This is a genomic window from Aminobacter sp. UC22_36, from assembly GCF_044056035.1.
GTDB lineage: Bacteria > Pseudomonadota > Alphaproteobacteria > Rhizobiales > Rhizobiaceae > Aminobacter.
Window position 1 is genome coordinate 588,712 of record NZ_CP171996.1, and the last position, 24,422, is coordinate 613,133.

At 57.8% G+C, this 24,422-nt stretch carries 28 protein-coding genes; 14 read left to right on the top strand and 14 right to left on the bottom strand.

All coding sequences use genetic code 11. The features are described 5' to 3' along the window. Positions 1-226: 226 nt before the first annotated feature. From ACHMW7_RS05935 to ACHMW7_RS05965, 7 genes are all read right to left on the bottom strand, one after another. Positions 227-1,180 carry an ABC transporter permease gene (locus tag ACHMW7_RS05935; protein ID WP_154387590.1) on the bottom strand — a complete coding sequence of 318 codons (954 nt, stop codon included), beginning with the start codon at positions 1,178-1,180 and terminating at the stop codon, positions 227-229. Then, positions 1,170-2,108: an ABC transporter ATP-binding protein gene (locus ACHMW7_RS05940; RefSeq protein ID WP_154387596.1), complete on the bottom strand. Its 939-nt coding sequence runs from the start codon at positions 2,106-2,108 to the stop codon at positions 1,170-1,172. The genes ACHMW7_RS05935 and ACHMW7_RS05940 overlap by 11 nt, the downstream gene beginning before the upstream one ends. Further along, a complete protein-coding gene (locus ACHMW7_RS05945; RefSeq protein ID WP_395449408.1) occupies positions 2,108-3,319 on the bottom strand; it encodes an NEW3 domain-containing protein in 1,212 nt (403 codons plus the stop codon). Before ACHMW7_RS05945 ends, ACHMW7_RS05940 begins: the two co-directional genes overlap by 1 nt. Positions 3,320-3,339: 20 nt before the next feature. Beyond that, positions 3,340-4,674: a Do family serine endopeptidase gene (locus ACHMW7_RS05950; RefSeq protein ID WP_310325993.1), complete on the bottom strand. Its 1,335-nt coding sequence runs from the start codon at positions 4,672-4,674 to the stop codon at positions 3,340-3,342. A gap of 127 nt (positions 4,675-4,801) precedes the next feature. Then, positions 4,802-5,023, bottom strand: coding sequence for a hypothetical protein (locus ACHMW7_RS05955; RefSeq protein WP_310325991.1), 222 nt, complete (start codon positions 5,021-5,023; stop codon positions 4,802-4,804). 62 nt (positions 5,024-5,085) lie between these two features. Next, positions 5,086-6,714 (bottom strand): chaperonin GroEL, encoded by a 1,629-nt coding sequence (gene groL / locus ACHMW7_RS05960; RefSeq protein WP_395449409.1) that lies wholly within the window; start codon positions 6,712-6,714, stop codon positions 5,086-5,088. A 34-nt stretch (positions 6,715-6,748) separates the two neighbouring features. Beyond that, positions 6,749-7,063 (bottom strand): co-chaperone GroES, encoded by a 315-nt coding sequence (locus ACHMW7_RS05965; RefSeq protein WP_310325987.1) that lies wholly within the window; start codon positions 7,061-7,063, stop codon positions 6,749-6,751. Positions 7,064-7,396: 333 nt separating this feature from the next. On the opposite strand from ACHMW7_RS05965, the gene ACHMW7_RS05970 reads away from it, so the two are divergent. Both ACHMW7_RS05970 and ACHMW7_RS05975 read left to right on the top strand, forming a co-directional pair. Beyond that, positions 7,397-7,744 (top strand): hypothetical protein, encoded by a 348-nt coding sequence (locus tag ACHMW7_RS05970; protein WP_310325985.1) that lies wholly within the window; start codon positions 7,397-7,399, stop codon positions 7,742-7,744. Further along, a complete protein-coding gene (locus tag ACHMW7_RS05975) occupies positions 7,744-8,034 on the top strand; it encodes an usg protein (RefSeq protein ID WP_310325983.1) in 291 nt (96 codons plus the stop codon). Before ACHMW7_RS05970 ends, ACHMW7_RS05975 begins: the two co-directional genes overlap by 1 nt. On the opposite strand, the gene ACHMW7_RS05980 is transcribed toward ACHMW7_RS05975, so the two are convergent. Further along, a complete protein-coding gene (locus ACHMW7_RS05980; protein WP_310325981.1) occupies positions 8,028-8,279 on the bottom strand; it encodes a hypothetical protein in 252 nt (83 codons plus the stop codon). The genes ACHMW7_RS05975 and ACHMW7_RS05980 overlap by 7 nt on opposite strands. 245 nt (positions 8,280-8,524) lie before the next feature. Between ACHMW7_RS05980 and ACHMW7_RS05985 the strand changes: the two genes are divergently transcribed. From ACHMW7_RS05985 to terL, 9 genes are all read left to right on the top strand, one after another. Next, entirely contained in the window at positions 8,525-8,992 is a 468-nt protein-coding gene (locus ACHMW7_RS05985) for an Hsp20 family protein (protein WP_310325979.1), read from the top strand. Positions 8,993-9,085: 93 nt separating this feature from the next. Further along, a complete protein-coding gene (locus tag ACHMW7_RS05990) occupies positions 9,086-9,595 on the top strand; it encodes an Hsp20/alpha crystallin family protein (RefSeq protein ID WP_154387469.1) in 510 nt (169 codons plus the stop codon). Between the two features lie 216 nt (positions 9,596-9,811). After that, a complete protein-coding gene (locus ACHMW7_RS05995) occupies positions 9,812-10,102 on the top strand; it encodes an NADH dehydrogenase ubiquinone Fe-S protein 4 (RefSeq protein WP_395451274.1) in 291 nt (96 codons plus the stop codon). Positions 10,103-10,104: 2 nt separating this feature from the next. After that, positions 10,105-10,404: a DUF982 domain-containing protein gene (locus ACHMW7_RS06000; protein ID WP_310325973.1), complete on the top strand. Its 300-nt coding sequence runs from the start codon at positions 10,105-10,107 to the stop codon at positions 10,402-10,404. A 218-nt stretch (positions 10,405-10,622) separates the two neighbouring features. Beyond that, a complete protein-coding gene (locus ACHMW7_RS06005; RefSeq protein ID WP_395449410.1) occupies positions 10,623-10,997 on the top strand; it encodes a response regulator in 375 nt (124 codons plus the stop codon). Positions 10,998-11,363: 366 nt separating this feature from the next. Beyond that, complete coding sequence (locus ACHMW7_RS06010) at positions 11,364-11,807, top strand: GGDEF domain-containing protein (protein WP_310325969.1); 444 nt, start codon at positions 11,364-11,366, stop codon at positions 11,805-11,807. 173 nt (positions 11,808-11,980) lie between these two features. After that, complete coding sequence (locus ACHMW7_RS06015; protein ID WP_395449411.1) at positions 11,981-13,510, top strand: site-specific DNA-methyltransferase; 1,530 nt, start codon at positions 11,981-11,983, stop codon at positions 13,508-13,510. Next, positions 13,507-14,088 carry a DUF5681 domain-containing protein gene (locus ACHMW7_RS06020; RefSeq protein WP_395449412.1) on the top strand — a complete coding sequence of 194 codons (582 nt, stop codon included), beginning with the start codon at positions 13,507-13,509 and terminating at the stop codon, positions 14,086-14,088. Before ACHMW7_RS06015 ends, ACHMW7_RS06020 begins: the two co-directional genes overlap by 4 nt. A gap of 4 nt (positions 14,089-14,092) precedes the next feature. After that, the gene (gene terL, locus ACHMW7_RS06025) at positions 14,093-15,589 is read left to right on the top strand and encodes a phage terminase large subunit (RefSeq protein ID WP_395449413.1); all 1,497 of its coding nucleotides are present in this window, start codon (positions 14,093-14,095) and stop codon (positions 15,587-15,589) included. 32 nt (positions 15,590-15,621) lie between these two features. Here terL and ACHMW7_RS06030 read toward each other — a convergent pair whose 3' ends face one another. Beyond that, positions 15,622-15,978 (bottom strand): helix-turn-helix domain-containing protein, encoded by a 357-nt coding sequence (locus ACHMW7_RS06030; protein ID WP_395449414.1) that lies wholly within the window; start codon positions 15,976-15,978, stop codon positions 15,622-15,624. 147 nt (positions 15,979-16,125) lie between these two features. Between ACHMW7_RS06030 and ACHMW7_RS06035 the strand changes: the two genes are divergently transcribed. From ACHMW7_RS06035 to ACHMW7_RS06045, 3 genes are all read left to right on the top strand, one after another. Then, the gene (locus ACHMW7_RS06035; RefSeq protein WP_395449415.1) at positions 16,126-17,136 is read left to right on the top strand and encodes a hypothetical protein; all 1,011 of its coding nucleotides are present in this window, start codon (positions 16,126-16,128) and stop codon (positions 17,134-17,136) included. Between the two features lie 298 nt (positions 17,137-17,434). Further along, positions 17,435-18,184 carry a thermonuclease family protein gene (locus ACHMW7_RS06040; RefSeq protein WP_395449416.1) on the top strand — a complete coding sequence of 250 codons (750 nt, stop codon included), beginning with the start codon at positions 17,435-17,437 and terminating at the stop codon, positions 18,182-18,184. A gap of 215 nt (positions 18,185-18,399) precedes the next feature. Beyond that, positions 18,400-19,062 (top strand): thermonuclease family protein, encoded by a 663-nt coding sequence (locus ACHMW7_RS06045; protein ID WP_395449417.1) that lies wholly within the window; start codon positions 18,400-18,402, stop codon positions 19,060-19,062. 10 nt (positions 19,063-19,072) lie between these two features. On the opposite strand, the gene ACHMW7_RS06050 is transcribed toward ACHMW7_RS06045, so the two are convergent. The 5 genes from ACHMW7_RS06050 to ACHMW7_RS06070 all read right to left on the bottom strand — a co-directional run bounded on the left by ACHMW7_RS06050 (position 19,073) and on the right by ACHMW7_RS06070 (position 24,323). Further along, positions 19,073-20,179, bottom strand: coding sequence for a hypothetical protein (locus tag ACHMW7_RS06050; protein WP_395449418.1), 1,107 nt, complete (start codon positions 20,177-20,179; stop codon positions 19,073-19,075). Then, positions 20,176-21,444 (bottom strand): hypothetical protein, encoded by a 1,269-nt coding sequence (locus ACHMW7_RS06055; protein ID WP_395449419.1) that lies wholly within the window; start codon positions 21,442-21,444, stop codon positions 20,176-20,178. Before ACHMW7_RS06055 ends, ACHMW7_RS06050 begins: the two co-directional genes overlap by 4 nt. Then, on the bottom strand, positions 21,441-22,250 hold the full coding sequence (locus tag ACHMW7_RS06060) for a hypothetical protein (RefSeq protein WP_395449420.1): 810 nt from the start codon (positions 22,248-22,250) through the stop codon (positions 21,441-21,443). Before ACHMW7_RS06060 ends, ACHMW7_RS06055 begins: the two co-directional genes overlap by 4 nt. Then, positions 22,243-23,706: a hypothetical protein gene (locus ACHMW7_RS06065; protein WP_395449421.1), complete on the bottom strand. Its 1,464-nt coding sequence runs from the start codon at positions 23,704-23,706 to the stop codon at positions 22,243-22,245. Before ACHMW7_RS06065 ends, ACHMW7_RS06060 begins: the two co-directional genes overlap by 8 nt. 218 nt (positions 23,707-23,924) lie before the next feature. After that, positions 23,925-24,323, bottom strand: coding sequence for a hypothetical protein (locus ACHMW7_RS06070; RefSeq protein ID WP_395449422.1), 399 nt, complete (start codon positions 24,321-24,323; stop codon positions 23,925-23,927). Positions 24,324-24,422 lie beyond the last annotated feature (99 nt).

The window sequence follows — 24,422 nt, forward strand, 5'->3', positions numbered from 1 at the left end:
GTATTGTCTGTAACTCGCAGCGCTCGGATATTTCATGCACGTTGCGAAGCGGGGGCAAGGCGCTGTAGGCCTTCACCGGTGCCTCGAGCCATGCCGTCAAGGCATAGCGGATGCTCGCGACCGTCTAGCCACGTTCTTACTTCCCCGATGCAGTAGGCCGAGGCATCGGGGAGATCAGTATCCCGCCTTCGGAGGGCGCCGAGGCAATGATTAAGACGCGTCGACGTCATGCCCTGACCTCCTGGCGTTGGAAGACGACATAGGCAATGGTGAAGAGCAGGATCATTGCAGCGACCAGCCCTGAGATCTGTGGCCATACGATCAGAAGGCTCTGCATTGTGGGTAGCGGCGCGCCGACGATTGCACCCTGGACCTGATCGAAGAACAGCGGACCGACGGAACGGGCGGCTGGGTCGAGCAGCATCGCTGTCACTTCACCGTAGAGCATCTGCGGCGACAGTCTTGCAACAGCCTGCTGCGTCTCAAACTGCGTGATGACACTCATCGGGTCGAGCGGATCGATCGGAGTGAAAGCATTTGCTATCAACGGGGCGATCATTCCCCAGAACACTGTCAGCACCAGCCAGACCGACAGCGCCGCCAGCGCAGAAGTGGCGGGCGAGCGAATGACCGTTGAAAACGTGATCGCAAGCGCCAACCAGACGCCAGCGTATGCCAGTGTCACCCCCAGATATGCGATGCCGCGAACGAGGTCTCCAGCCAACGGCGGAAGGCCAAGGAAAAGGATGCCGAGGCCAACCATGAGAAGCCATAGCGTCAGCAGCGCGATCGCAATGACCAGCAGTCCACCCAGGAACTTTCCGAAGAGCACAGCGTCCCGATAGATCGGCTGCGAGAGGAGCCGACTCATGGTCCGGCGCGAGTGCTCGCCGTTGATGGCATCGAAGCCGAGCGCGATTGCCACGAGGGGCAGCAGAAAGCCGAGGAATGCAGCGAACGACGGTAGGGGCTCTTGAGCGACGGTCAACAACTTGAGGAACAGGTAGGGATCCTCAGCCGTGGTTTGGCTGATGCGACCGATCGCGCCATAAACAGCGCCGATGGCGGTGAGCAGGACAAGCAGCATGATCAGGTGCATGCGTGCGCTGGTCATGTGATCGGCCGCTTCCTTGAGGGCGATGGTCGCGACCCCTTTGAAGGGGGAGCCTTCACGCATCATGGCCAACCTCCCTGAAATAGCGAGTGTACGCCTCGTCGAGGCTTGCCTGACGCAAGTCGAGGTTCTTCAACGCTCCGCCGCCTTCAACGACGAAGCGAGCTAGTTCCGGGCGCACGTCGCGTTCCGCTTCGACCAGCCAGTGTCCATGTCGTCCCGGGACGACAGATCGTACCCCCAGCGCCATCCCGGCCGCCTTGGCGAGATCGATGCCGTCCGCCTCAACGTCTACGATGAAGGCGCCGCCACCAATTTGCGCTGCCAGCTCCTCTATCGTGCCCAGAAAGCCGATCTTGCCTTTATTGAACAGTGCGATGCGATGGCAAATCGATTGAACCACGTTGAGCATGTGCGACGACAACAAAATGGTCATGCCGTCGCGGCTCAATGCCTGGATCAGGTCGAGCAATTCCTGGGTCGACTGGGGATCGAGACCCGAAGTCGGCTCGTCGAGAATGGCAACGCTGCATTTGCGCATGAGAAGTTCTGCAATGCCAAGACGCTGCCGCATGCCACGGGAATAGGTGCCGACCTGCCGATCGGCGACCTCAATCAGTCGCACCTTTTCGAGGGCCGCGGCGATCCGTTCACGAGCAAGATCCTTTGACATGCCTGCGAGACGGGAGGTATAAGCCAGGTTCTCGCGGCCGGACATGGCATCGTAGAAACCGACGGCGTCCGGCAGGTAGCCAACCTCTCTTTTGACCTCAAGGGGCTGGCGCAGAGGGTCCTTGCCAAGGATGCGTACGCTGCCTTCACTTGGCTCGGTCAAGCCGAGCAGCATCAGGATTGTGGTTGTCTTGCCCGCGCCGTTCGGCCCGAGCAGTCCGACAACTTCTCCGGCTTCAACCGACAGATCTATTCCTGCGACCGCGGTTGCCGTGCCGTAGCGTTTGACCAGTCCAGTTGCTGTTATGACTGTGGTGTTCATCATCGCCGCCCATACCTCATCACAGCCATGCCGAGGACGAGTGCGGCCGCGGCAATGACGCCGAGCCCGGCAACGCCCCACATTGTCGATGTATTGACCGTCACGCGGAACTGCGCCGATTCCGACACGCTTCCACCGCTGGCGCGAACATTGATCATGTAGTCGCCGGCGATAGCACGCTCGGAAGGGGTGATCTTTACGTTGACTTCGCTTGTGGCGTTCGGCGCAAGCGTGCCAACGGTCTTGGGCTCGAATTCCACCTTCCAGCCAGTGGGTGGCGAGGCCGAAAGTTCGACATCCGTCGCTGGCGCAGTCCCAGTGTTGGCGAGCGTAAAGGGGAAAGTCGTTTCCTTGCCGGCAACCGCTTGGCCCGAAAGCCGTTCCTGAGGGCCGCTCAACGCGACCTCCGGTTGACCCGTCACCTCAATGCTGAGTTCTGTCGCGGCGCTGGCGCCACCACCCGCAACTTCCATGGCGATCGGATAGCTGCCAGCTGGCGCGGCGCGTGCCGGTGTGACCTCGAGCGTAATGTTTTGAGTGGCGCCGGCTTCGATTGGCAAGCCGGTGATTTCTTCCGAGCCATACCCGCGCTTAAAGCGTGTCTGGAAGCCTTCGGGGGCAGTGGCGGCCAGGTTGACCAAGCTTTCCTCGGCGCCGTTGTTGGTCACTTCGACCTTGAAGCTGAAGGTCGAGCGCGCAGTACCCCGCAGCGCCGGCAATTCCGGTTTCAGTTCCAAGCCGCCCTCGGATGCATCCGATAGTTTCACGGTAATCGGCAAATCGGCCGTTTGATTGCCGTAGCGAGCCTTGACGTCGATCGGCACGCTCGTGCCGGTCGCACCCTCCGGTGGCGTCAGCTCGAGCTTGACCTCTTCCGTGGCATTGGGCGACACAATGACGGCCCCAACCTCGCGGTTGCCACCCTTGATCGACCATTTCCAGCCATCGGGAATGCCTGACACCTCCAGCGACGCACGCTGAGGCGGCAGATTGTGGTTACGCAAAGTCAGCGGGATCGACTCGGTCTCGCCGGGTCGGATCGCCAGGTCAGGATGCGGTGTCGTCAGCCAGAAGCCGGTTAACTCTTGAGGATTTGCTGGTTGATCCTGCGCGAGCGCCGGAACCGGGATCAACGCCGCTGCAATGGCCGCTCCTGCGGCGATTATCCATCGAACAGATTTTTTCATCTCCTTCTCCCAATCGATGAACACGTTGCTCTACTCGGATGCTCCTAGCGGATAACCAGGAAGAGCTTGTTCCCACCACGAAACAGATCCAGCGCGATCGTGCCGGCGGTGTTGCGCAGTGCCGTGGCCAGTTCGACCGTGGTTGTGACCGGCTGCCGGTTGACCGCGACAATCACGTCCCCAGCTCGCAGGCCGGCACGGGCTGCGGCGCTGCCTTCGTCGACGCGGGAAACGAACACGTTTCCAGCGGCATCTTCGATTTGCGCGCCCTCCAGACGATCGGGCAGCGCCGCCGTTTTTGCTCCCTTTTCAGGTTCGATACGCACAGTGACAGACTTTCGCGCGCCGTCGCGCAGGTACTCGATGCCCACCTCCGATCCGGCGGGTGCCAGGCCAACCCGGTTTCGCAGATCGGCTGAGCCGGAGATCGGGTGCTGATCGACACTGATGATCACGTCGCCGGCCAGTAGCCCGGCTTGGGCAGCAGGCGAGCCGTCTTCGACGCTGCTGACAACGGCGCCGGAATTCTCGGTGAGTTTGAGCGCGTCTGCGAGGTCCGGCGTCAAATCCTGGATGGCGATGCCGATACGACCCCGACGCACCTCGCCATGCTCAATGAGTTGCTTCATCACAGTCGACGCCATCGCGATCGGGACAGCGAAACCAATGCCGATATTGCCGCCGGCCGGCGCGATGATGGCAGTGTTGATGCCAACCAAACGCCCGTCATGTGTCACCAATGCGCCGCCGGAATTGCCCGGATTGATCGAGGCATCAGTCTGGATAAAATCTTCGTAGCCCTCGATGTTGATGCCGCTGCGGCCAAGCGCACTGACGATACCAGCGGTAACGGTTTGGCCGAGACCAAATGGATTGCCGATCGCCACGACTGGTTCACCGACGCGCAGCGTATCGGAATCACCGAAGGAGAGGGCTGTGAGCCGGTCGCCCTTGATCCTGAGCAACGCGATGTCGGTCGCCTGATCGCTGCCGATCAATTCAGCTGTGAAGCGGCGTCGATCCTTCAGCGTCACCGTGATCTCGCTGGCGTCGGCGACGACGTGATGGTTGGTGAGGATGAACCCCTTTTCGGCGTCCACGATGACGCCCGATCCGGCGCTCAATCTGGGCTGCGCATCGGGCATGTTGAAATAGCGACGAAAGAAGGGATCATTGTAAAGCGGATTGGTCTGGGCTGCGGAGCCGGAAGTGACTGAGATGTTGACGACAGCCGGTGTCACTTCTTGCAATACATCGGGAAGAGGGCGCTCGGCGCTTGCGCTAATGACGGGCTGCGGTGCGGCTGCCAATGCGGGCGCCGGCGCCAGAACAAGAAAGACTGCCGAAAGCGCAAGATAGCTAGACCAACGCGTAGTCATTTTTCGGCCCCGAACTCTAGATTTCTCCTTTCGACGCCACCGGCTGGCCATCGGGTCTACCGTGAACGGACGATATTGTCCGTTCCTCTCATTTGCCGGCGAACGCCAGTTTCAGTTTGCGACCGCGTCAAACATCCGTTTTCGGGTTCGCTTTTCCGTCCGACAGCTGCCGCGCCGCCAAGAACATCACCGTGTACGCTGCCTTCCGCCGGTCCCAGCCTGCGGATTCAGTCATGTCGAGCACCTCGGTCAGCACCGGCTCCAGCACGGCTTTTAGATCGGCCTCATAATTCATTTCGGTCGCCGCACGTTGCGGCGGCGCAATCTTGTTGATGTTGATCGTATCCATGGCATCACCCGTCTGGGGCTGTGTCCGCGCCCGGATGGACGCGGACACAGCCTCTCTGTCTCTTAGAAGTCCATGCCACCGCCGGGCATCGCTGGCAGCGGCGCGTCCTTCTTCGGTTTCTCGGCCACCATCGCCTCGGTGGTGACCAGCAAGCCAGCGACGGACGCGGCGTCCTGAAGTGCGGTGCGCACCACCTTCACCGGATCGATGACGCCCTGTGTGTAGAGGTCGCCAAACTCGTTGGTTTGTGCGTTCCAGCCGTAGCCGAACTCGGCCTTGTCGCGCAGCTTGCCGACGATGATCGAGCCTTCGGCGCCAGCGTTTTCCGCGATCTGTCGCACTGGGGCTTCGAGGGCGCGGCGCACGATCTCAACGCCGTGTTTCTGGTCGGAGTTGTCGGCCTGGACATTGTCGAGCGCCTTTACCGCGCGCAGCAGGGCAACACCGCCGCCCGGCAGCACTCCTTCTTCAACTGCCGCCCGAGTTGCATGCATCGCGTCATCGACGCGATCCTTGCGCTCCTTCACCTCGACCTCGGTCGAGCCGCCGACGCGAATGACGGCGACACCCCCGGCGAGCTTGGCCAGGCGTTCCTGCAGCTTCTCACGATCGTAGTCCGAGGTGGTCTCCTCGATCTGAGTCTTGATCTGGGCAACACGCCCCTGGATCTCGGTCTTGGAGCCAGCGCCGTCAACGATGGTGGTGTTATCCTTCTCGACAACCACCTTCTTGGCGCGGCCGAGCATGTTCAGCGTCACGTTTTCGAGCTTGATGCCGAGATCTTCCGAGATCGCCGTGCCGCCGGTCAGAATGGCGATGTCTTCCAGCATCGCCTTGCGGCGATCGCCGAAGCCAGGCGCCTTGACGGCAACGACCTTGAGGCCGCCTCGCAACTTGTTGACGACAAGGGTAGCCAACGCCTCGCCCTCGACGTCCTCTGCGATGATCAGCAGCGGTTTGGAAGACTGGACCACCGCCTCCAGAACCGGAAGCAAAGCCTGCAGGTTGGACAGCTTCTTTTCGTGGATCAGAACATAAGGCTCTTCCAACTCGACGCGCATCTTGTCCTGGTTGGTGACGAAATAGGGGGACAGGTAACCGCGATCGAACTGCATGCCTTCGACGACTTCGAGTTCGGTTTCGGCGGTTTTTGCCTCCTCGACCGTTATCACACCCTCGTTGCCGACTTTTTGCATCGCCTCGGCCAGGAAGCGGCCAATTTCGGCGTCGCCATTGGCCGAAATCGTTCCGACTTGAGCGATTTCGTCGTTCTTGGTGACCTTGCGAGCATTGACCTTGAGTTCCGCGACCACGGCGTCGACCGCCTTGTCTATGCCACGCTTCAGGTCCATCGGGTTCATGCCGGAAGCGACAGCTTTGGCACCTTCCTTGACAATCGCCTGGGCAAGCACTGTCGCCGTTGTGGTCCCGTCGCCGGCGATGTCGCTGGTCTTGGACGCGACTTCGCGCACCATTTGCGCGCCCATGTTCTCGAATTCGTCCTCCAGCTCGATCTCCTTGGCGACGGTGACACCGTCCTTGGTGATGCGAGGGGCGCCGAACGACTTGTCGATCACAACGTTGCGGCCCTTGGGACCGAGCGTGACCTTCACAGCGTTGGCGAGAATGTCGACACCGCGCAGCATCTTCTCGCGGGCTTCGGTATGGAATTTGACTTCCTTAGCAGCCATTTTTCTTGCTCCTTCTTAAATGCCGGGTGCCACCTTAGGCGGCCTTCTTGGCCTGGGCCGCGGCATCGATCACGCCCATCACGTCGGACTCCTTCATGATCAGGAGATCCTCTCCATTGAGTCTGATCTCGGTGCCGGACCATTTGCCGAACAGGATGCGGTCGCCAACCTTGACGTCGAGCGACAGCAACTGGCCGCTGTCGTCGCGGGCGCCCGGACCAACGGCTATGACCTCGCCTTCCTGCGGCTTTTCCTTGGCAGTCTCGGGGATAATGATGCCGCCGGCCGTTTTTTCCTCGGCCTCGATGCGGCGGACCAAGATACGGTCGTGCAATGGACGGAACGTCATGTCGTTCTCCTCATGGACAAACAGATTTTTGAGGTTCCTCCGCGCCGCATCCGAAGCGGATCCGGCGCGGGGTGCGCGACCCTTTTTCGGCATCGCACGCAATCGATCTGGGTGAGGTGTATTTGAGTTTCAAGAGGTGGCTGCAAAAATTTTGGCACTCGGGCATGCCGAGTGCTAGCGCGCTGAATTCATGCAGCTATCCGCCGCGAATGCGCGATTGAGGGGGCTTGAAATTTCGTTCGAATCCTCCAAAGTTTTTGTCCGACGATGGTCCGCCTAGGACCACCGTCGAAACGTCAACCCAAAGGAGATTGTTGTAACGGAGGACCATCGATGGAACGAACCGTCCCGACGATTATCCCTTCGATCGCCCCTGAAACCACGGATCTGTCACTGGACCGTCTGCTTTTCCCGGCCCGGTTCTTCGGCCATCCCGACGATGTGGTGACGGACGATCAGCTCGACATTCAGGAAAAGCGTGCCATTCTTGCCTCCTGGGCATCGGATGCATGCGCGGTCGAATCCATACCGGCCCTGCGCAAGCCACCAGGCGTTGCGGCCCCGGTGACTTTCGATGCCGTCATGGATGCGCTTCGCCGGCTCGATGAAATTCGCGCCGACGCCGCCTCCAAATTCGACCAGGGCGGCAACCGCGAACGTCCGGAAAGATTGGACGCTTGATGGTGACCGAGAACAAGCTTGTGCTCAGCAGAGAATTCCGGTTGCAGATGGAGGGTTACGGCCTCACGACCGCGGAGATCCATTATCACCTTCCTGATTACCCGCGGTTGTTGCAACTTTTTGTCTGGCAGGAATACGACCTCGCACCGGAATTCCCGACGCTGAAAGGTTTCCTCAGCTACTGGGAACAGGAACTTGAAGGCGCGCTCCATTCAGTGCGCGTTGCCCATCACCGCCTGATCAAACCTGCGGAATGGCAAGCAGTGGACGGGGTGTTTACGATTCAGTGAGCACCAGGGCCCGGTGCGGCCGGGCCCTCTATCTCGTCATCGTCGGGCTCAATCAAGTCAATCAGTGCCGCAACCCGCGTTCCGGGAAGTGGGCGGCCTTGCCCCATCAACGCGTCGTCGCCGAAAGCCCAACCCCACGCCTCCCTGAGTTCATCGAGCGAAGCGCCGGACATGATCACTTCTGCAATCACTGTGTCGTCCACCGGTCCGAGGACCGAGACAACGTCTTCCCGCGTCATGGTCATCGCTTACCTCCATCGATTCGCCAGCGGACTAGATGGGCATTGGACGGAGCGCTTTCCAGTCGCCCCGGCCTGTGAATCCACCACCACGCCGTCAAAATGTCGGCTCGATTGCTCGCCCCTTGACGTCGAGCAAATCGCTTCCCAACTCTTAATTCGTCGGCCGCTGCAAAGGGCCGGCACGGTCAGGGAGCGCCAGGCTTCTTGGCGCTTCCTCGTACCTATGTTGCTCCAAGGAGGATGTAGCTATGAGAACAAATATGGACTTCTCCCCCTTCTACAGGTCGAGCATCGGCTTTGACCGGGTTTTCGATCTGCTCGAGAAATCCAGTTCACCGCAGGCCGACAACTGGCCGCCCTATGACATCGTCAAGCTCGGTGAAGACACCTATCGCATCGCGCTTGCTGTAGCCGGGTTCGCAGAAGACGAGCTTTCGATCACCCATGAGCCGAACCTGCTCGTCATCAACGGCTCGAAGACAGAAAATGGCGAGGTTTTGTATCTCCACCATGGACTGGCGATGAGGACCTTTGACCGTCGTTTCGAACTCGCCGACCATGTCAGTGTCATGGGTGCCAAGCTCGAGAACGGCCTGCTAATCATCGACCTCAAGAAGGAAATTCCTGAGGAGATGAAGCCGCGACGGATCGCGATTAACGCCGACGCTGACAAGAAGTCTGCGTCGAAGCGGATCGAAGGCAACGTAGCGGCATGATCTTACCTGAACCGGCCAGCGCGACACCCCATCTGGGGTGGGGTGTCGTCGTGACCTGACGAGAAAGGACAAGAAAGACGAAAGGAAACGACAATGAGTGTGCGTGACCTGATTCCATGGAACCGTGGCAATAACCAGGCTCCGACGATCTATCGCAGCGAAGACATGGATCCGTTCATGTCGCTGCATCGCAACGTCAACCGGCTGTTCGACGAGGTGTTCCGGGGATTTGACACACCGTCGGTGTTTGGCCGCATGACGCCTCGGAACGGCGCCTGGCCAAGCGTCGAATTCTCGGAGAACGACAAGGAAATCCGGGTGGTCGCGGAAATGCCCGGACTTGACGAGAACGACGTCGAGGTTCTGCTTGACGACGGTGTTCTCACACTTCGCGGCGAGAAGAAATCGGAAACCGAAGACAAGGATCGTCAGTTCAGCGAACGCTATTACGGGCGTTTCGAGCGGCGCCTTGCTCTTGGCCGCGAGGTTGATGAGGACAGGGTGGAGGCGGCATTCAAGAACGGCGTCCTCACAGTGACCCTGCCCAAGACGGAAAAGGCGCAGGCGAACGCCAAGCGCATCGCGATCAATACCACCAAGTGATGGCTGACTGGCCGGTCGGGCCCAAGGTCCCGGCCGGCATCTTCAGGCGAGGAGGAGTCGATGACGGCGCCGCTGACACCAAACGTCGAGACGGACCGCATCCTGTTGAATTGCGGGCGGACGGCGAACGTCAAGCTTCCAATGATGTTTCCCGCCAAGCGGCCACCACTGAGCGGGCAAAGTTCGGCGCGGATTTTCCGGCCTGGCCGCTGTGTCATGACCTCTGCCCGCGGCAGGGCTCAACCGTGGCGGCTGGTGTTTGAACGGCGGACGCCGCCCTTCATTGACGCTTTGATGGGCTACACCGGAGGGGATGATACGCTGACCCAGGTCACGCTTGATTTTCCGACCCAGGAAGCGGCCATAGCGTTCGCTGAAAGGCAAAACCTAGCCTATGCCGTGCTGAATTCCCCGCCAGAACGGCCTCGACCAAACGTCCGATCGCTTCTCCGGGAGCCACGGAAAAGCAGACCGAGGCACCGGACACAACCACAAGTTAGGAGGTAAGAATGGCAAAACTCCCTTTCTTGGCTCCGGTGCAGGTTGAAACAAACGGCGCTGTCCACGAGATCGACTCGGTGCAGGAGGCGATGATGTTCCTGAAGCACTGGCCGACAGGTCGTCGGGGGCCGGTGTTCACCTGCGCCGAGAGAAGCTGCAACGCGGCGATCGCCGGACAAATGTCCGTTGAACAGGCACGACAGGCCTTTGTCAGCTTCGCCAGAATTGCCGGCGTTCTGATCAGCACCGAGCCATCGGCGCCATTGCCGAAGGTCGCTCTAAAGCAGTCGCGCCAAAACGCACCCTGAGTAGAGGTTGCCTACCTTTGCGTCCGTAGCGCCCCCTTCTACGTGGCAAGGGAACCTTTCCCGCTAAGCATGGTTTTTGTTGCTGCGACAAAGGCGGCAGGCAGCGCACCGCGGAACGCCTACATTTTCTTTGCGCGACAGGCGTTTCAGTGGTTCGATCTGGTCAGCCAACGCTAAAGGTACTCATCGTTGAGGACGAAGTATTCCTCGCGCTGGACTTGGAATTTCAATTGCTCGAACTAGGACTGGACGTGGTCGGCATGGCGGATCATGCGAAGCGAGCGCTGGAGCTAGCTCGAATGCATGCTCCGGATCTGGCCCTTGTCGACCTCAACCTGAAAGACGGGCTCACGGGGCCGCATATTGCTCAGCGGCTAGCAAACGATCATCACGTCTTGGTGGTGTTTGTCACCGGGAGCCCCGACCAGATCCCGCTAGATTATGCCGGTGCTATCGGAGCAGTCACGAAGCCTTGTGAACCTATTTCGCTTGGCCAGGTGATCGATTTCGCCAGTGCCTACATTCACCGAGGTGCGGACTGCGCATTGCCAACTCCGCCGCCTCAGATGAGGCTGGCACCATCGCTTCGTTAAGGGCGAGCAGAAAAATTGCTCACACTCGGGAGCGACAGCGCCCCAACCGGACGCACAGCGCAATTTGGGGTTGTTTCGATGGGGCGATTACCCTCCCAAGCCCAAACGAGGAAGGTCGCCGTCTGCAACTATCGGCCAACCGCAGGGTTCTTAGGATGCGCGACGAACCCCCTTCGGATCTGTCTACCGCTCGCTTGCGGGTCGATACCATGGGCTTCTTGTCTGCCGGTTGGCTGGCCGATACTCCCGGTCGGCTGAGCCCTCGGAACGAGGAATATGTTTCCAAGGACTAGTCGTGCCGGCTACCTTCCCTGGATCATGCAGCCCCCCATTTGCTAACGCGCTTATCAGTGCCAGTTCTAATTCATGACCAGCACGCCAAGGACTATGTTCCCTTCGTGGTTTCCGTCGACCGTCTACCATGACGACACCCAAGGTGTGCCGATACGTTTATATCAGACCCTCATTTTCGCATACAACGATGCTTGCCCTTGTGAAGTTCCCATCTCGCATTCGCCCGGGCTTCCCAACCGGGCTCTGTTCCTCGACCGACTGAACCAGGCCCTGGCGCGGCGTAATCGCGGTCGCGGGGAGGAATTCGCCGTCCTTTTCATCGACCTGGACCGTTTCAAGGTGGTCAATGACAGCCTGGGGCACCTTGCTGGTGATCGCCTGATCATAGAGGTGGCGGCTCGCACGTGTATCTGTTTTCTTAATATTCGTCATACTAGTGATAATTATATCAGATTATTTTTTATCCTGTGCTTTCACCCCCTCACCAATTTCTTGTCACGGCGCGGGCCGTTGTGAATCATGCGAAAAAATACTTGTCTCCATACTTGTTCTCTGAGGCCCGAATCGGCAACATTTAGCTGTCCCGCCGAGGGATGGCCCAACCTGTAGTGCGGACGGGCAGGCCTTTCGAAAAGTTCAATCTTGCTAATCTCGCCGGATCTCTCCGGCGGAACGAGGAGGTCGTTGCCATGTTAAACGCACAAGGAACACGTCGCTTTGACGATGCTCAGGCCAGATCCAACCATCCCGAGGTCGAGATGGTTGCGATCGACCGGTTGATCGAGCCCAAGCGAGCTTTGCGCAAGATAACTGAGCGCCATGTTGAAGCCGTTGTCCGGTCCATCGAACAATTCGGTTTCATTGGCGCCATCGTCGTTGACGCCGGCCTTACGGTTATCACTGGCCTGGCCCGGCTCGAAGCGGCGCGGCGGCTCGGATACTCGGAACTGCCAGTTATCCGGATTGACCACCTGACCCAGGCTCAAATCAGGGCATATCGCATCGCTGACAACAAACTCGCCGAAGGCGTTGCCTGGGACGAGAGTGCGCTTCGTTTGGAGTTCGAAGACATCCTGGTGCTCGACACCAGCTTCGAGCTTGAGCTGACCGGGTTTTCAACCGGCGAACTCGATGTTGTGCTTGATGCCGGGGATGGCAGCGATCCGGCCGATCAGATGGATGTTGCTCCCGCTGATGTCGCGGTGTCTCGGCTCGGCGATGTCTGGCAGGTCGGACAGCACCGCCTGATCTGTGGAGACGCAAAGCTACAGGCAACCTATGCCACTTTGTTGCGCGGGGAGAGGGCACGGCTTATTGCTATCGACCCGCCCTACAATGTCGGGATCGCCAGCATCATGGGGCTCGGAGAGACCCGGTACCGGGAGTTTGCTGAGGCCTCAGGCGAGATGTCTCCTGAGCAGTTCGAGCAGTTCCTCACATCGAGCTTGTCGGCAATGGCTGGGCACCTCGTGCCTGGCGGCCTGATCTATTCCTTCATGGACTGGAAGCACATCGAGATCTTGCTCGAGGCGGGACGCGGGCTTGATTACGAACTGCTCAACCTCGCTGTCTGGAACAAGATGAAGGGTGGCATGGGAAGCCTGTACCGCTCCGCCCATGAACTCTGCGCCGTGTTCAAAAAACCCGGCGCTTCCCACCTCAATAACATCGAGCTCGGTCGTCATGGCCGCAACCGGACCAATGTCTGGGATGTACCTGGGTTCAACAGCTTTGGCCGAGAACGCAACAAACGCCTTGCCGATCATCCCACCGTCAAGCCGGTCGAGCTGATCGCTGACATCATCAAGGATGCCTCGCAACGTGGCGACATCGTCATCGACGGCTTTTGTGGCTCCGGCACGATGCTGATCGCCGCAGAAAAAACCGGCCGAGTTGCGCGCTGTGTTGAACTCGATCCGCTTTATGTCGATGTTGCGCTGCGGCGCTTTCAGGAGCGGTTCGGCATCGAAGCGGTCCATGTTGAGACAGGCCTTGGCTTCCATGCGATGAGCGAGATGCGTCGCGCCGAAAGTTCTGGCCAGACAGACGGCACCGACACCTTAGATACTTGCCCTCTCAACGAGGGTTCTTTGGTCATGCCGGCCTCTGCACAGCAAGTTGGCTTGGGGCAATCCAACCCTCCCGTACCGCGGCGCCGGCGTGTTCCGACCTGGCTCATTGAGCCGGACGTTGTTGCCAGCAAGGGAGGTCGGGTATGAGCGGGCCCTCGCGAAGCGCCCCCGCGGGCAATCCTGTCCAATCATCTCATGATGCAGCAGCGCCGCGGCGACGTCGGCCGCCGCCGCCGCAGGCTGCAGCTCCCAGTCCTTATTGTAAGGCTCTGCCGAGCACGCCGCCTGCACCATCGCAATCCGTAAGCAGCAGTAACAGCACCAGCGAGCCTTATGATGTCGGCTATGGCAAACCGCCAAAGGCGGCGCAGTTCAAACCGGGAAAAAGCGGCAACCCGAAAGGTCGGCCGAAAGAAAGCCTGTCGCTCAAGACTATCCTTCAGCGAGAGCTACAGCAGTTGATTGAGATCCGTGACGGCGATGGAACCCGCAAGATCACCAAGCGAGAGGCCCTGATCAAGTCGTTGATGGTGAAAGCCATCAAAGGCGACCTCAATACCATAAAGGCACTGATCGTGATCGCGGGCGAGGATGCCGAGCCTGCAGATAATCCCGTTCATGAGCAGGCTCTTTCACCCGCTGACCAAGCCCAGCTCCGGCATCTTCTCGGTGACACTGCACTGGATATGTCGATCGGTCCTCAAAGCAGAAAGCGGAAGGACTAGCTCGATGAGTGGGGCTCAGCCGACTCTCATCGCCCTAGACAACCCGTCGCAGTTTCTCGCAGAGCTGCGACGGAGGTCGCTCAGCGCCTTTGTTGGAAGTGTCTTCGGCGAACTCAACGGCGATGGCTATCAGCCCAATTGGCACATCGACGCGATCGCATGGCATCTCGAGGAAGTTGAACGTGGTACCCTTAAGCGTCTTATCATTACCCTTCCACCACGACACCTTAAGTCGTTCGCTGCATCGATTGCCTTCCCCGCTTGGGTCTTGGGCCGAGATCCGGCGCGCAAGGTGATATCGATCTCGTACTCGCAGGACCTGACGAAGAACCTTTCGAATGAGTTCAGGCGTGTTCTGGATCTCCCACTCTACGCCAGTCTTTTTCCAAAGACCCGGCTGAGCAAGACCAAGAACACCGAGATCGAGCAAAAGACCACGTCAGGTGGGTTTCGTTATGCCACATCAGTCGATGGAACACTCACCGGGAGAGGCGGTGACATCATCATCATCGACGACCCGATCAAGGCTGGCTCGGTGATGTCAGACGCCGAACGAACGGCGGTCAACACTTGGTATCACAATTCCGTGGTGTCGCGCCTCGATAGCAAGAAGGACGGCGCGATCGTCATCGTCATGCAACGCCTCCACGAAAACGATCTGGTGGGTCACCTGACAGAGCGTGACGACCATGGCTGGACCATCCTGAATATCCCCGCGATTGCCACAGTCGATACCATCTACCGTACCGGCAATGGCCTCAACAACCGTACTTATCACCGCCGGGCCGGCGAACTGATCCAGCAAGACCGAGAAGGCCAGGACCATCTCGATGCCTTAAGACAAGACATCGGTACGCATCAGTTCTCGGCACAATATCAGCAAGAGCCGATCCCGCTGGCCGGCAATCTGATCCGACGTAACTGGCTCAAGAGCTATCGGACGCCGCCTGAACGCCAAGAGTTCGATCTGGTCGTCCAAAGCTGGGACACCGCTTCGAACGCTGAGGAGCAAAACGACTTCTCCGTTTGTACAACCTGGGGTGTCAAAGGTAAGCAACTTTACCTGCTCGACCTGTGTCGCAAGAAGCTTGAGTATCCCGATCTCCGCAAGGAGGCCCTAAGACTAGCGCGAGAGTTTCGGCCCGGCATCATTCTGATCGAGCGGGCTGGAACAGGGTTTGCGCTCCTCAAGGATCTACCCCTAGTCTATCGGGACGCGTACCTCCCCAAGAGCACCCCCCGCAGCGACAAGGTCAGCCGTGTCGCCGGTGTGTCCTCTCTCATTGAGCAAGGCAGGGTGCTCATCCCGGAAGCTGCCTTGTGGCGCGATGAATTCCTGAAAGAGGTGTTGGCCTTCCCAGGTTCGCGACACGACGATCAGGTTGATAGTATGGAGCAATTCCTGCGTTACATGCAGGCCCTCGGCAATCGTATGCCGAAATTCGATCCGGTGATGGGTAAGCGGGTTCGCGAAAGGCGCGACGTCATCAATCGGCGCTGATAACCGTCATACGGGTCGGGCTCCGATCCCATTCATGGGCGAACTGTAGATGCTGCCGCTGATTTGCGAGCCAACGCTTCAAGTGTCGCAACGGCCACCTCGAGCTCTGACTGCCCGAGCTTCGCCAGCAGCTCTCGAGCAACGACCACCAGATCCTGGCCGTTGACAGGGCCGGTTGTGCCCAGGTCGTTGAACAGTTCCGTCGTCGACACGTTAAGCACCGCAGCCATTCTCTCTAGCGTGGCTACTGACGGCCAATTCAGTCCCCGTTCAATCATCGAGACAGCATCGACACTGCGGTCGAGTTCGGCCGCGAAGTCGTTTTGCGTCAGCCCACGCAGCTCGCGCAGCGTCTTGATCCGTCGTCCGAGTGCCAGTTTGAGCTCCATGAGCCGTATCATGAATGCGGGCATTCGGAGTTAGAACCGAGCTAACCTGCGGAATTGACTTGTAAATCGTATCGATAGTACGCCAATGTCCACTCCAATGATGCCTACGATCCGGCCAGACGCCCGGACGCCATTGGAGAACGAATCATGGGTGCTTCCAACGACCTGACGGCCTTACTCGTCATCGTCTGGCTCTTCGGACTGATATTTGTCTTGGCGAGCCTGTTCAGGCCAGTGCCGCCGTTTCGATCGCGAACCCAGGCATTCCTCCTGGGACTGCCTGGCATCCTGATCGCGCCGTTTGTCATTGCAATCGCCTTGGGCTGGGCGCCTGCCCCTCGGGACCAAGGCGGCTCTATAATTGCACCAGAACCTCAATCAGCAAGTCGGCCGCCGGAAGATGCCGGGCCTTCGCCATTGGCAACCACCGATGTCGTTGCCACAACAACCACAACTACGCCTCCTACCCCATCCGCCCCTGAAATTGTCGGCCTGACCCACATCAACAAGGCGTTGGGCAAACGGGTGAGCTATCGCAAGCCGAGAACCAAGGTCCTGGTCAAACAGGATGTCCCGGCGGGTGCCTGGTCGCTCCAGGAGCCCTCGACCAAAGTGATCTGCTTCGCCGACGGCAACAACGCGGTCTTCTTCACCATCGGCGAGCGCTTCATTGCCGCCAATGGCAAGGCCCGGCAGTTTGTTCGCCACAAGGCTGGCGACGGCATCGTGTTGGCAAATGACAAGGTGGCACCGATCGAAGAACTCGAACGCGGGACACATATCAAGCTCGTCGATGCGGTGATCGATGCCGGGCTTGCCCTTTGCGCACAGAAATCGGTCGACGAGGTAACCAAGGCGGTTCGCAACGGACCAGATAAACCCTCCCATCCTCTTGCCACATCGCCAGAGGAAGAAGCTCTGTTCAATGCTGCCCTCACAATTAAGGGTGGCGAGCGGTGCAGATACGAACTAAGTGCGCCGCGGCTGGTCGACTATCTTGAGGAACACGGTATCGACCACACGAGGTTCACTACAGAGATTGAGCCCTATCTCGCCACCGCTGCCGGCTTTCTCGAGGGAAGCGGCAAAAGCTATTGCAAGGACAAGCTCCTTCCGAAATTTGGCCCGGAGGGCCTCGGGTTCTTATCCGAGAGATAGTCGATGGCAGACGGTTGTTGTGCCCACGCTCTTTGATCACGGCCAGTGGCCACGTCGCTAACTAGCCACCCGTTGAACGGAAAACTGCACGCTCTCAGGTCGGGAAATAGGCAGGATCGCTAAAATACGGCGATCCGCCTCCACCAGATTGCAAAGACCAAAGGGTAGTCTTCCCTGGAACCAGGCATTGGGTATGAAACGATCGCAGGAGCCTTTGTCGCCTCGAACGCCCCTTCGATTGGTATCCGCCTCGAAGCGACCGCGGTGGAGCCTGCCCCGTGCCCGATCAACAGCTACAGTGAGTCTGCTGTTGCTGGCGTCGGCCGCGACAGGCTATTTCGGATTTGATCAGGGGGCGCCTGCTCATCTCAAGATCCCTACACAGCCGCTTGTCGGCCGAGCATCGATTGTCGATGGTGACACCATCGAAATCCGTGGTGAACGCGTCCGTATCAACGGTATTGACGCACCGGAATCAGCCCAAATCTGTAAGGATGCAAAGGGCGCGAACTATCGTTGTGGCTCAGTCGCAGCCGCAGCCCTTGCAAAGTATCTCGAACGATCCTCCCCGTCCCGTTGCGAATTCGTCGACCGTGATCGTTATGGCCGCTTTGTCGGCAATTGCCGCCGCGCTGATGGCAACGACATCGCTGAATGGCTAGCCCGCAACGGCCACGCGCTTGACTGGCCGCGGTATAGCAATGGGGCCTACGCATCTCATCAGAGCGCCGCAAAGAGAGAGCGCATTGGCGTCTGGTCGGGCTCATTCCAACCACCATGGGATTGGCGCGCCCAACAACGAGGCGAGACTGCTGAACCCGCGATTGTCCATGTACCAGAGGAGCCGGCCACGACGCCGCCGAGCTATGGCTTGGTGTCGTCGTCCTGTCGGATCAAGGGGAACATCGCAGCCGACGGCGATCGCATCTATCACATGCCAGACCAGAAATTTTACGCGAAGACAAAGGTCACTGCAGCAAAAGGCGAGCGCTGGTTCTGTTCAGAAGCGGAAGCGCAGCAAGCTGGCTGGCGGTCCGCCCGCCAGTGACTTGAGCCAGTCCGGTGCCGGTTATAGTGTCCTGGGCTGCTAGGGGGAAGGCGTGCGATTTCTTTATTAGATCTACCCTTACGGCAGGTTTGATCCGCATTTGAGTGTTAAGTTCTGCTTCGAATTATTGACTTTTACGACAAAATCTATCTCCACTCGGGTGAGTTGCAAAATTACAAAAGCTTATTTTAAGATGGAATGTTGCTGGAAAGATGATGCGTAAATTCTTTGAGACGGCCGTACTTATTGTTTCTTCTTCTCTTCCCGCAATTGCTGGCGATTTCGCTGGACCCGCAAAAATTATCGACGGCGACACGATTAAAGTTGGCCTGATCAGTATCAGGCTTCATGGCATCGACGCGCCTGAGGTTGGCCAGCGATGCAAGATGTCAAACGGCAAGAACTGGGATTGTGACGATGCCGCCATGGATAGGCTTGGTGACCTGATAGCCAATGGCGTTGTCTGCAAAGGCAAAAAGTACGACGGCTATGACAGGCTCCTAGCAGTCTGTTTCACCCCCAGTGGGACCGACATCAATAAGACCCTGGTCGCAGAGGGATATGCTTGGGCTTTCCGAAAATACTCGATAGACTACGTTTCAGATGAGGTTTCAGCCCGTGGGCAGCGACTAGGTGTCTGGCAAGCTGAGACCCAGGCTCCTTGGGACTACCGCGACATGAAGTGGCAGGTGGCAGCACAAGAAGCTCCAAAGGGCTGCCCCATCAAAGGCAACATTTCTTCCAACGGGAACATCTACCACGCGCCTTGGAGCCCTTGGTACAAAAGGACGAAGGTTAGTGTAGACAAAGGCGAACGCTGGTTTTGCAGCGAGAGAGAAGCTCTGGATGCAGGCTGGAGAGCTCCCGCTTGGCGATGAGCGGGGATCGTTATGGCTGCGACGGTTCTGGTATGTTTCGCTTCCGTACCCTGATCTCGATTCTTCGGCGATCCTGAACATCGCCTGTTTGGGCTCCGTCAGTCAGTCTGTCCCCAGGTAGGATCAGTTGTGCGCCAGACATCGGCAGGATCGTAAGACCTTGAAGCTCAGGGACGCTACCCAGCACTCCGGCGACGGCCATAGCTCGCGCAAGACCAAGCCCGGCATTGTCGCCTGGCCGCATCTTTCCGACCGATGTGGTGCCATCGAGAATACCTTTCATCTCGGCATCCAAGTTTGACCTGACCCCATTGATCTTCTGTTCATCGGTATGGCCGATGACTTCGATCACATCGACTTCGTACTTTGTCGCAATTTCTGCGATGCGTTGTGATGTGTCTTCAGCTAGCAACTTCCTGAAACCAGGACTGAGCAAAGCGCTGCCGCTCTTGAAGAAATAGTCCTTGGTTTCACTGAGGTTGATAATCGGCGGCCATTCGTGCGGTTTCGAGTCCCCGTCAGTAGCTTTGAAGGCCTCAGCCTGCCTAACGACGTCGGCGAGCTGCTCCTCCGCAGGAACTTCCGTGGAAACAACAACTGTCTCGCGGAGAACTTTGATCGCTGGAGCCAACTTTTCGATCTCTTGGACCGTCAAGTTTTGCTCTTGGAGCTTTTCGATCACGGCAGATGCTTCGACCACCTCGGCAGGCGTAATATCCTCATTTCTGAGTTCGATGATAACTGGGGCCTGCTTGTTGACCTCGTCAAGAGTGAGACCAGTTGCCTTGAGCTGGTCAATATCCCGTTTGGCGATCTCCAACTCACGCCAGCTTTCGTCGATCTCTTTGGGAGTCGCACTGCTTAGGTGCTTGAGTTTCTCGGACAATTGGATGGTTAGCGCCTTCTCCTCGGCCAAAGCGATTTCCAGTGCCTGTTTATCGGAGGCAGTTAGCAGGGCTTTGTCGGCTTCCTTGCGCTCTTTGATGATGATGGCACCAGCCGCGAGCAGGAGGCAGAACACGAGGAGGAGCATAGACTCGGCCATCGTCAGGCCGAGGATGAGGCCTCGGCCATAGCCACGCTGTTCGCTCGAGACAGAAGTGCCCTGGATGCTCATCCTAATGGCCACCACTTCTTGCCATTGCCTTCAATGTTGGGGGCTTGCCCATCGGATGGACGTGGGGACCATGGCTCTACAATTGGTGTCGGCTCGTTCGCCATGACGGGTGGTGGCGGTGGTGTGGGTGCGGTGGGTGTCAAAGGTACGACTGGCACCGATTGGCGCGTTCCGTTTACAGTTGTGCCAATCGTACTTGGCTCTTCTACGCCCTGGGCCTTCATGGCATCGTCCAGCGCCCTGCTCAAAGCGGAAACCATATCGTTGTTTTGCTGCTCCAGTTTGCGCGCCATGCTGTCAGTGTTCTGCTGAACCTTCGCAGAAGCTATGACCGCCCTTTCCATAAGCAAAATCGACTTGCTCATCGTATCTGTTGCCTTTTCGAGGCCAGACATAACCGCATCGAAACGAGCGTTTTGCGCGGTCATTGAGGCCTCATTCTTAGCGATGTAGGCATGCATCGACGTGCCGAGCTCCTTCACCATCGGTGCGAACTCGTTCCTGATAACGGCTTCAGGAAGCATGACGTCATCAATTTTCTTGGCTGCGTTTTCTATGTTCTCAACGATCCCGTTGAGCTTCGAAACGATTTGCTCGAAAGCTGTATCGGCCGCACTGCCGAACTTCGCCGAAGCCTCTTTCATGGGCCGGATGGCCTCTTCCGCCATCTTTTCCACCGTTTCTGTGACTTGCGTGTTGGTCTGCTCCATGTGCTGGAGCATGTCGTCGAAGCCTTCGGTGATCATCTGCGTGTTGACTCGACGGAAATCGACGAACTCCCGCGAGGTGTTTTCCAGCTCCGCTCTCACGCGCCTCGTCATTGACGCGAGGTCGTGACGTGTCGCACGTTCGATGTCGAGGACGTCTCGGCGTGTCTGGTTGTAAAGAATGCGAAGGGAGATGCCGACAATTGTTGATGTGATGGCGATGCCGAAGTTTCTGACAACATCGTCCATCGAACCGTCTGAGGTGAACTGATAGAGCGACACCCCAAGGCTCGAGAGGGTGAACAGAAACCCCATGTAGTAGAGATTGTCACCGGTTTGCTCGTCATGGAGGCGTACGCGCCCCGAGTACCATGATAGCCCAAGGTAGCCGAGCATCAGAATGATCGGGAACATCATTGAGATGAACGGGTTAAGCCCTGAAAGCTTCGACACTGCAATGAAAACGCACCCGATGAGAGTGAACCCGCCGAAAACGATGAGTGGCAAGTTCTGAATGATCGTGGGGGCGGAACGCCTTGCTAGCGTGTCGATTTTCAATTCATGCCCTCCAGTTTCAACGGCTTTTGCCAACTGCCGTCATTGCCCTCGACCCAGTTAGCCCAAAACGTCACGTGTTCGGCACTATTGAACGATTTCGCTTTTCGGTTCACGTACCAAAGCGTAACTTCCACCCCGTCGAGGGAGGTCGCATATTCAGTGTAGGCTGGGCTGGACTTGTAATTGGCGTAGTCGATACCTGACTTATATTGGGAATAGAGTGACGTGTGTTCGATCATGTCAGATGCGACGATTAGCTTTTTGGGTATATTCGTAAACTTGTCCAAGACGGTCAGTTTGATAATTTGTATTCCGGCCATGATAGGCGACTGATCGCCTGACTGCCCTTTCCCGATCTCGCTTTCCACTTTCCCCAGTGGTTCGTTGAACGCATCTTCCCACTGCTTTTGGCGGCGTGCTGGATTCTGCGTCCAGATATCAACCGAGGATCCGTCCCCTGGATTACAGCCATCAAACATTTTGACGAGTTCGCCTGGCTTTGCCGTCAAACCGTATATTTCGAGCAAGCCACCGATGGGGATCGCCTCAGCGACAGCGTTGAATTGGGTCTTAAGGTCAATCAGCGTCGTTTTGGTGATTGGATCGGTCGTATCGAATAGGACCGAAGTCACTGCGATTGGGCCTGTTGTCGGGCATAGTGATGCTTGGTCCAGCTTCGTTGCGTTCGAAGCTTTGACATAGAGGTAAATGAGTCCGCCACCGAGGCCCGCGGAAAGAGCTAGCATGGCCGCCCCGCCAAGGATCATCCCTGATCTGCCGTTTTTCCGTCTGCGTTTCCTAGCCATTTGCGGCCTCCGGATGAAGCTTATCGAGTTCCCGGAACTCATCTATGCCGCCTTCACAGACCGCAGCAATGTTCTTGATCTGGTCGGTTAACTCAGCCTGGGCCTTGGTGATTGAAGCTGAGATCTCTTTGTCAGAGAGCTCTGTATCAGAAGCGCGTGTGGGCTTAACTCGCTCGAGCTTGTAGGTATTGTCAAAGTACTTTGGAGCGTCATTTGTGCGAACCTTGATATTGGCGTCCCTATACTTCCTCAGAAGCATGTTCGCCGTCCGCTCGAGTTGGTCCTGATATTGAGCAAAGAGCGAAAGCATCTTTGAGCGGTGCGCAATGATCGCATTGTGCTCTCTGCGTCGGCCGCTCAGGCTTTTGATGATGGCATCGACCTTCTCGTTGTGCTCATCACGAACGTCGATGAGATTGTCGATCAGGTACTCCTGGCGGCTCACATACTTCTCGCGGGCGGCAATCAGGCGTTTGTGGACGCCGGCGTACCCAAGATAGGGGTCTCGCAGGTACCAGCCGTCGATAAACGTGATGATCGAAAAGATGAGGCCCGTTCCAAAAAGCAGCCAGGACTTGATGTCGGCGAGTCCAAACGGATCATTTCGCATCCTGGCGATTGCCTGCACCCCTGCTTCATCGAAGAAGGTTCCTGAGATTTCGCGATAGTGCGCGAGCAACAGATTCAGGCTAACGGCAAAACTCACGTAGACGAGGATGGAAGCTAGGCCAATGAGCTTCAGGAACCATGACCTATGAGCCGTTAGGCTGACGCAGAATAGAGCCAGGATCAGCGTGAAGCCGATATTGAGGAACGAAAACGAAATCGCCTCGACGATGCCGCCGACAACGCCCATCTCGCTTCCCTTAGCAAGGAAGAAGCCGTTCGCGATAACCTCAAGCAGAAATACGAGGATGAGGACGGAGATCTTGAAGAACATGACCGATCCCTCAGACACCCGAGGGGCACGTGTAATTCGATGCGTCTTTTGGAAATGGTCAAAGTCCTTTTCGGCAGCATCTAGCCCGCGCCGGAGCCCATGGAGCTCGTTGCGCCCCTTTACGATCTCCGCCTTGAAGTCCGAGACGCCTTCGGCGCTTGTCTTTTGGATATCCGAAAACTGACCTTGGAAGTCGAGACTGGCTAGTCGCTCTGTAAAGAGATGCAACTGGTCTTCAAGGTTATGATGTGCAGTATTCTTTGCATCCTGTACCTTTCCGACGATGGAGAGTTCGATGTCGTCCAAAGATTTAGCGCTTTTCGATGGTTGATTTTGCGCGCCACGAGCTTCACCTTCTTCTGCCAGCTTCATGTCTCGTGCGACCCGCTCAACGTCGAGACTGGGAAAGATCTCGGTATTCACCACGTAGTCGTGGTTGCTCTCCCGAAATTTTTCAAGAAGGCCGTTAAGTCCACTAAAAGCTCTCGCCAAAACCTGCCCCTGCAGTGCACCCAATGGGTTCTATTAGCATGTCATCTTGCACTGGCAACGGGCTAGACGGCATAGGAACATACGGCCAGCCGTACAATGCATTAGGCTCGACGGCGCGTTCAGGGGCTGACCTGAGACCCCAAAGAGGCTTCCCTTCTGCTTCTCACGATGAGTAATTGGATCCGGATAGGCGTACGAATTCAAGACGCGTACTTGGGCACACAGCGATACGCAGCGCCCAATCAGCACTTGTTGACCGGCAGGGTTGCTGCCTCCAACTGAACAGCCCTCACAGCTTCCAGTGCTACTAACGCAGCGGCGACCTTGGCGCGCGCCTCTTCGATATCGGCCATGACCAGGCAGTCGTTCCGCTGGATTGCCGCCAGGAAGGCAGCGAGCACGGCGGGGCAGTTTGCCGCCAAGCCTAGAAAGTGATCTCCACTCGGCGCCCGCTCGCCGGAAAGCCAGTTTTTCACGGTCCGCTCGTTCGCGCCGGTCCAAAGAGCCACCGTCTTGATTTTGGATGACTGCCCCTTGAGGGAGCTCCGTAGGGCTGTCGAAACCAACCTGGCAAAAGACGGCTTGCTCGGCTTCGCGCGTGGCCGATTGGGTAACATGTTGCCCGACTTTGGAAAGGACATTCCACCACCTCCGAACTGTAGTGTTGGTCGGCTGCTTTCGAGACAGCTACAAGAGTGGAGCGTACGCATTTGAAAGGGCGTAACCGACCATCGCGGACG

Bases quoted from the DNA above. Each gene is read 5' to 3' on its own strand.
- ACHMW7_RS05935 (WP_154387590.1), bottom strand. From the start codon at position 1,180: ATGATGCGTGAAGGCTCCCCCTTCAAAGGGGTCGCGACCATCGCCCTC.
- ACHMW7_RS05940 (WP_154387596.1), bottom strand. From the start codon at position 2,108: ATGAACACCACAGTCATAACAGCAACTGGACTGGTCAAACGCTACGGC.
- ACHMW7_RS05950 (WP_310325993.1), bottom strand. From the start codon at position 4,674: ATGACTACGCGTTGGTCTAGCTATCTTGCGCTTTCGGCAGTCTTTCTT.
- ACHMW7_RS05955 (WP_310325991.1), bottom strand. From the start codon at position 5,023: ATGGATACGATCAACATCAACAAGATTGCGCCGCCGCAACGTGCGGCG.
- groL (WP_395449409.1), bottom strand. From the start codon at position 6,714: ATGGCTGCTAAGGAAGTCAAATTCCATACCGAAGCCCGCGAGAAGATG.
- ACHMW7_RS05965 (WP_310325987.1), bottom strand. From the start codon at position 7,063: ATGACGTTCCGTCCATTGCACGACCGTATCTTGGTCCGCCGCATCGAG.
- ACHMW7_RS05970 (WP_310325985.1), top strand. From the start codon at position 7,397: ATGGAACGAACCGTCCCGACGATTATCCCTTCGATCGCCCCTGAAACC.
- ACHMW7_RS05975 (WP_310325983.1), top strand. From the start codon at position 7,744: ATGGTGACCGAGAACAAGCTTGTGCTCAGCAGAGAATTCCGGTTGCAG.
- ACHMW7_RS05980 (WP_310325981.1), bottom strand. From the start codon at position 8,279: ATGACCATGACGCGGGAAGACGTTGTCTCGGTCCTCGGACCGGTGGAC.
- ACHMW7_RS05985 (WP_310325979.1), top strand. From the start codon at position 8,525: ATGAGAACAAATATGGACTTCTCCCCCTTCTACAGGTCGAGCATCGGC.
- ACHMW7_RS05990 (WP_154387469.1), top strand. From the start codon at position 9,086: ATGAGTGTGCGTGACCTGATTCCATGGAACCGTGGCAATAACCAGGCT.
- ACHMW7_RS05995 (WP_395451274.1), top strand. From the start codon at position 9,812: ATGACCTCTGCCCGCGGCAGGGCTCAACCGTGGCGGCTGGTGTTTGAA.
- ACHMW7_RS06000 (WP_310325973.1), top strand. From the start codon at position 10,105: ATGGCAAAACTCCCTTTCTTGGCTCCGGTGCAGGTTGAAACAAACGGC.
- ACHMW7_RS06010 (WP_310325969.1), top strand. From the start codon at position 11,364: ATGACCAGCACGCCAAGGACTATGTTCCCTTCGTGGTTTCCGTCGACC.
- ACHMW7_RS06015 (WP_395449411.1), top strand. From the start codon at position 11,981: ATGTTAAACGCACAAGGAACACGTCGCTTTGACGATGCTCAGGCCAGA.
- ACHMW7_RS06020 (WP_395449412.1), top strand. From the start codon at position 13,507: ATGAGCGGGCCCTCGCGAAGCGCCCCCGCGGGCAATCCTGTCCAATCA.
- terL (WP_395449413.1), top strand. From the start codon at position 14,093: ATGAGTGGGGCTCAGCCGACTCTCATCGCCCTAGACAACCCGTCGCAG.
- ACHMW7_RS06030 (WP_395449414.1), bottom strand. From the start codon at position 15,978: ATGGAGCTCAAACTGGCACTCGGACGACGGATCAAGACGCTGCGCGAG.
- ACHMW7_RS06035 (WP_395449415.1), top strand. From the start codon at position 16,126: ATGGGTGCTTCCAACGACCTGACGGCCTTACTCGTCATCGTCTGGCTC.
- ACHMW7_RS06045 (WP_395449417.1), top strand. From the start codon at position 18,400: ATGCGTAAATTCTTTGAGACGGCCGTACTTATTGTTTCTTCTTCTCTT.
- ACHMW7_RS06050 (WP_395449418.1), bottom strand. From the start codon at position 20,179: ATGAGCATCCAGGGCACTTCTGTCTCGAGCGAACAGCGTGGCTATGGC.
- ACHMW7_RS06060 (WP_395449420.1), bottom strand. From the start codon at position 22,250: ATGGCTAGGAAACGCAGACGGAAAAACGGCAGATCAGGGATGATCCTT.
- ACHMW7_RS06070 (WP_395449422.1), bottom strand. From the start codon at position 24,323: ATGTCCTTTCCAAAGTCGGGCAACATGTTACCCAATCGGCCACGCGCG.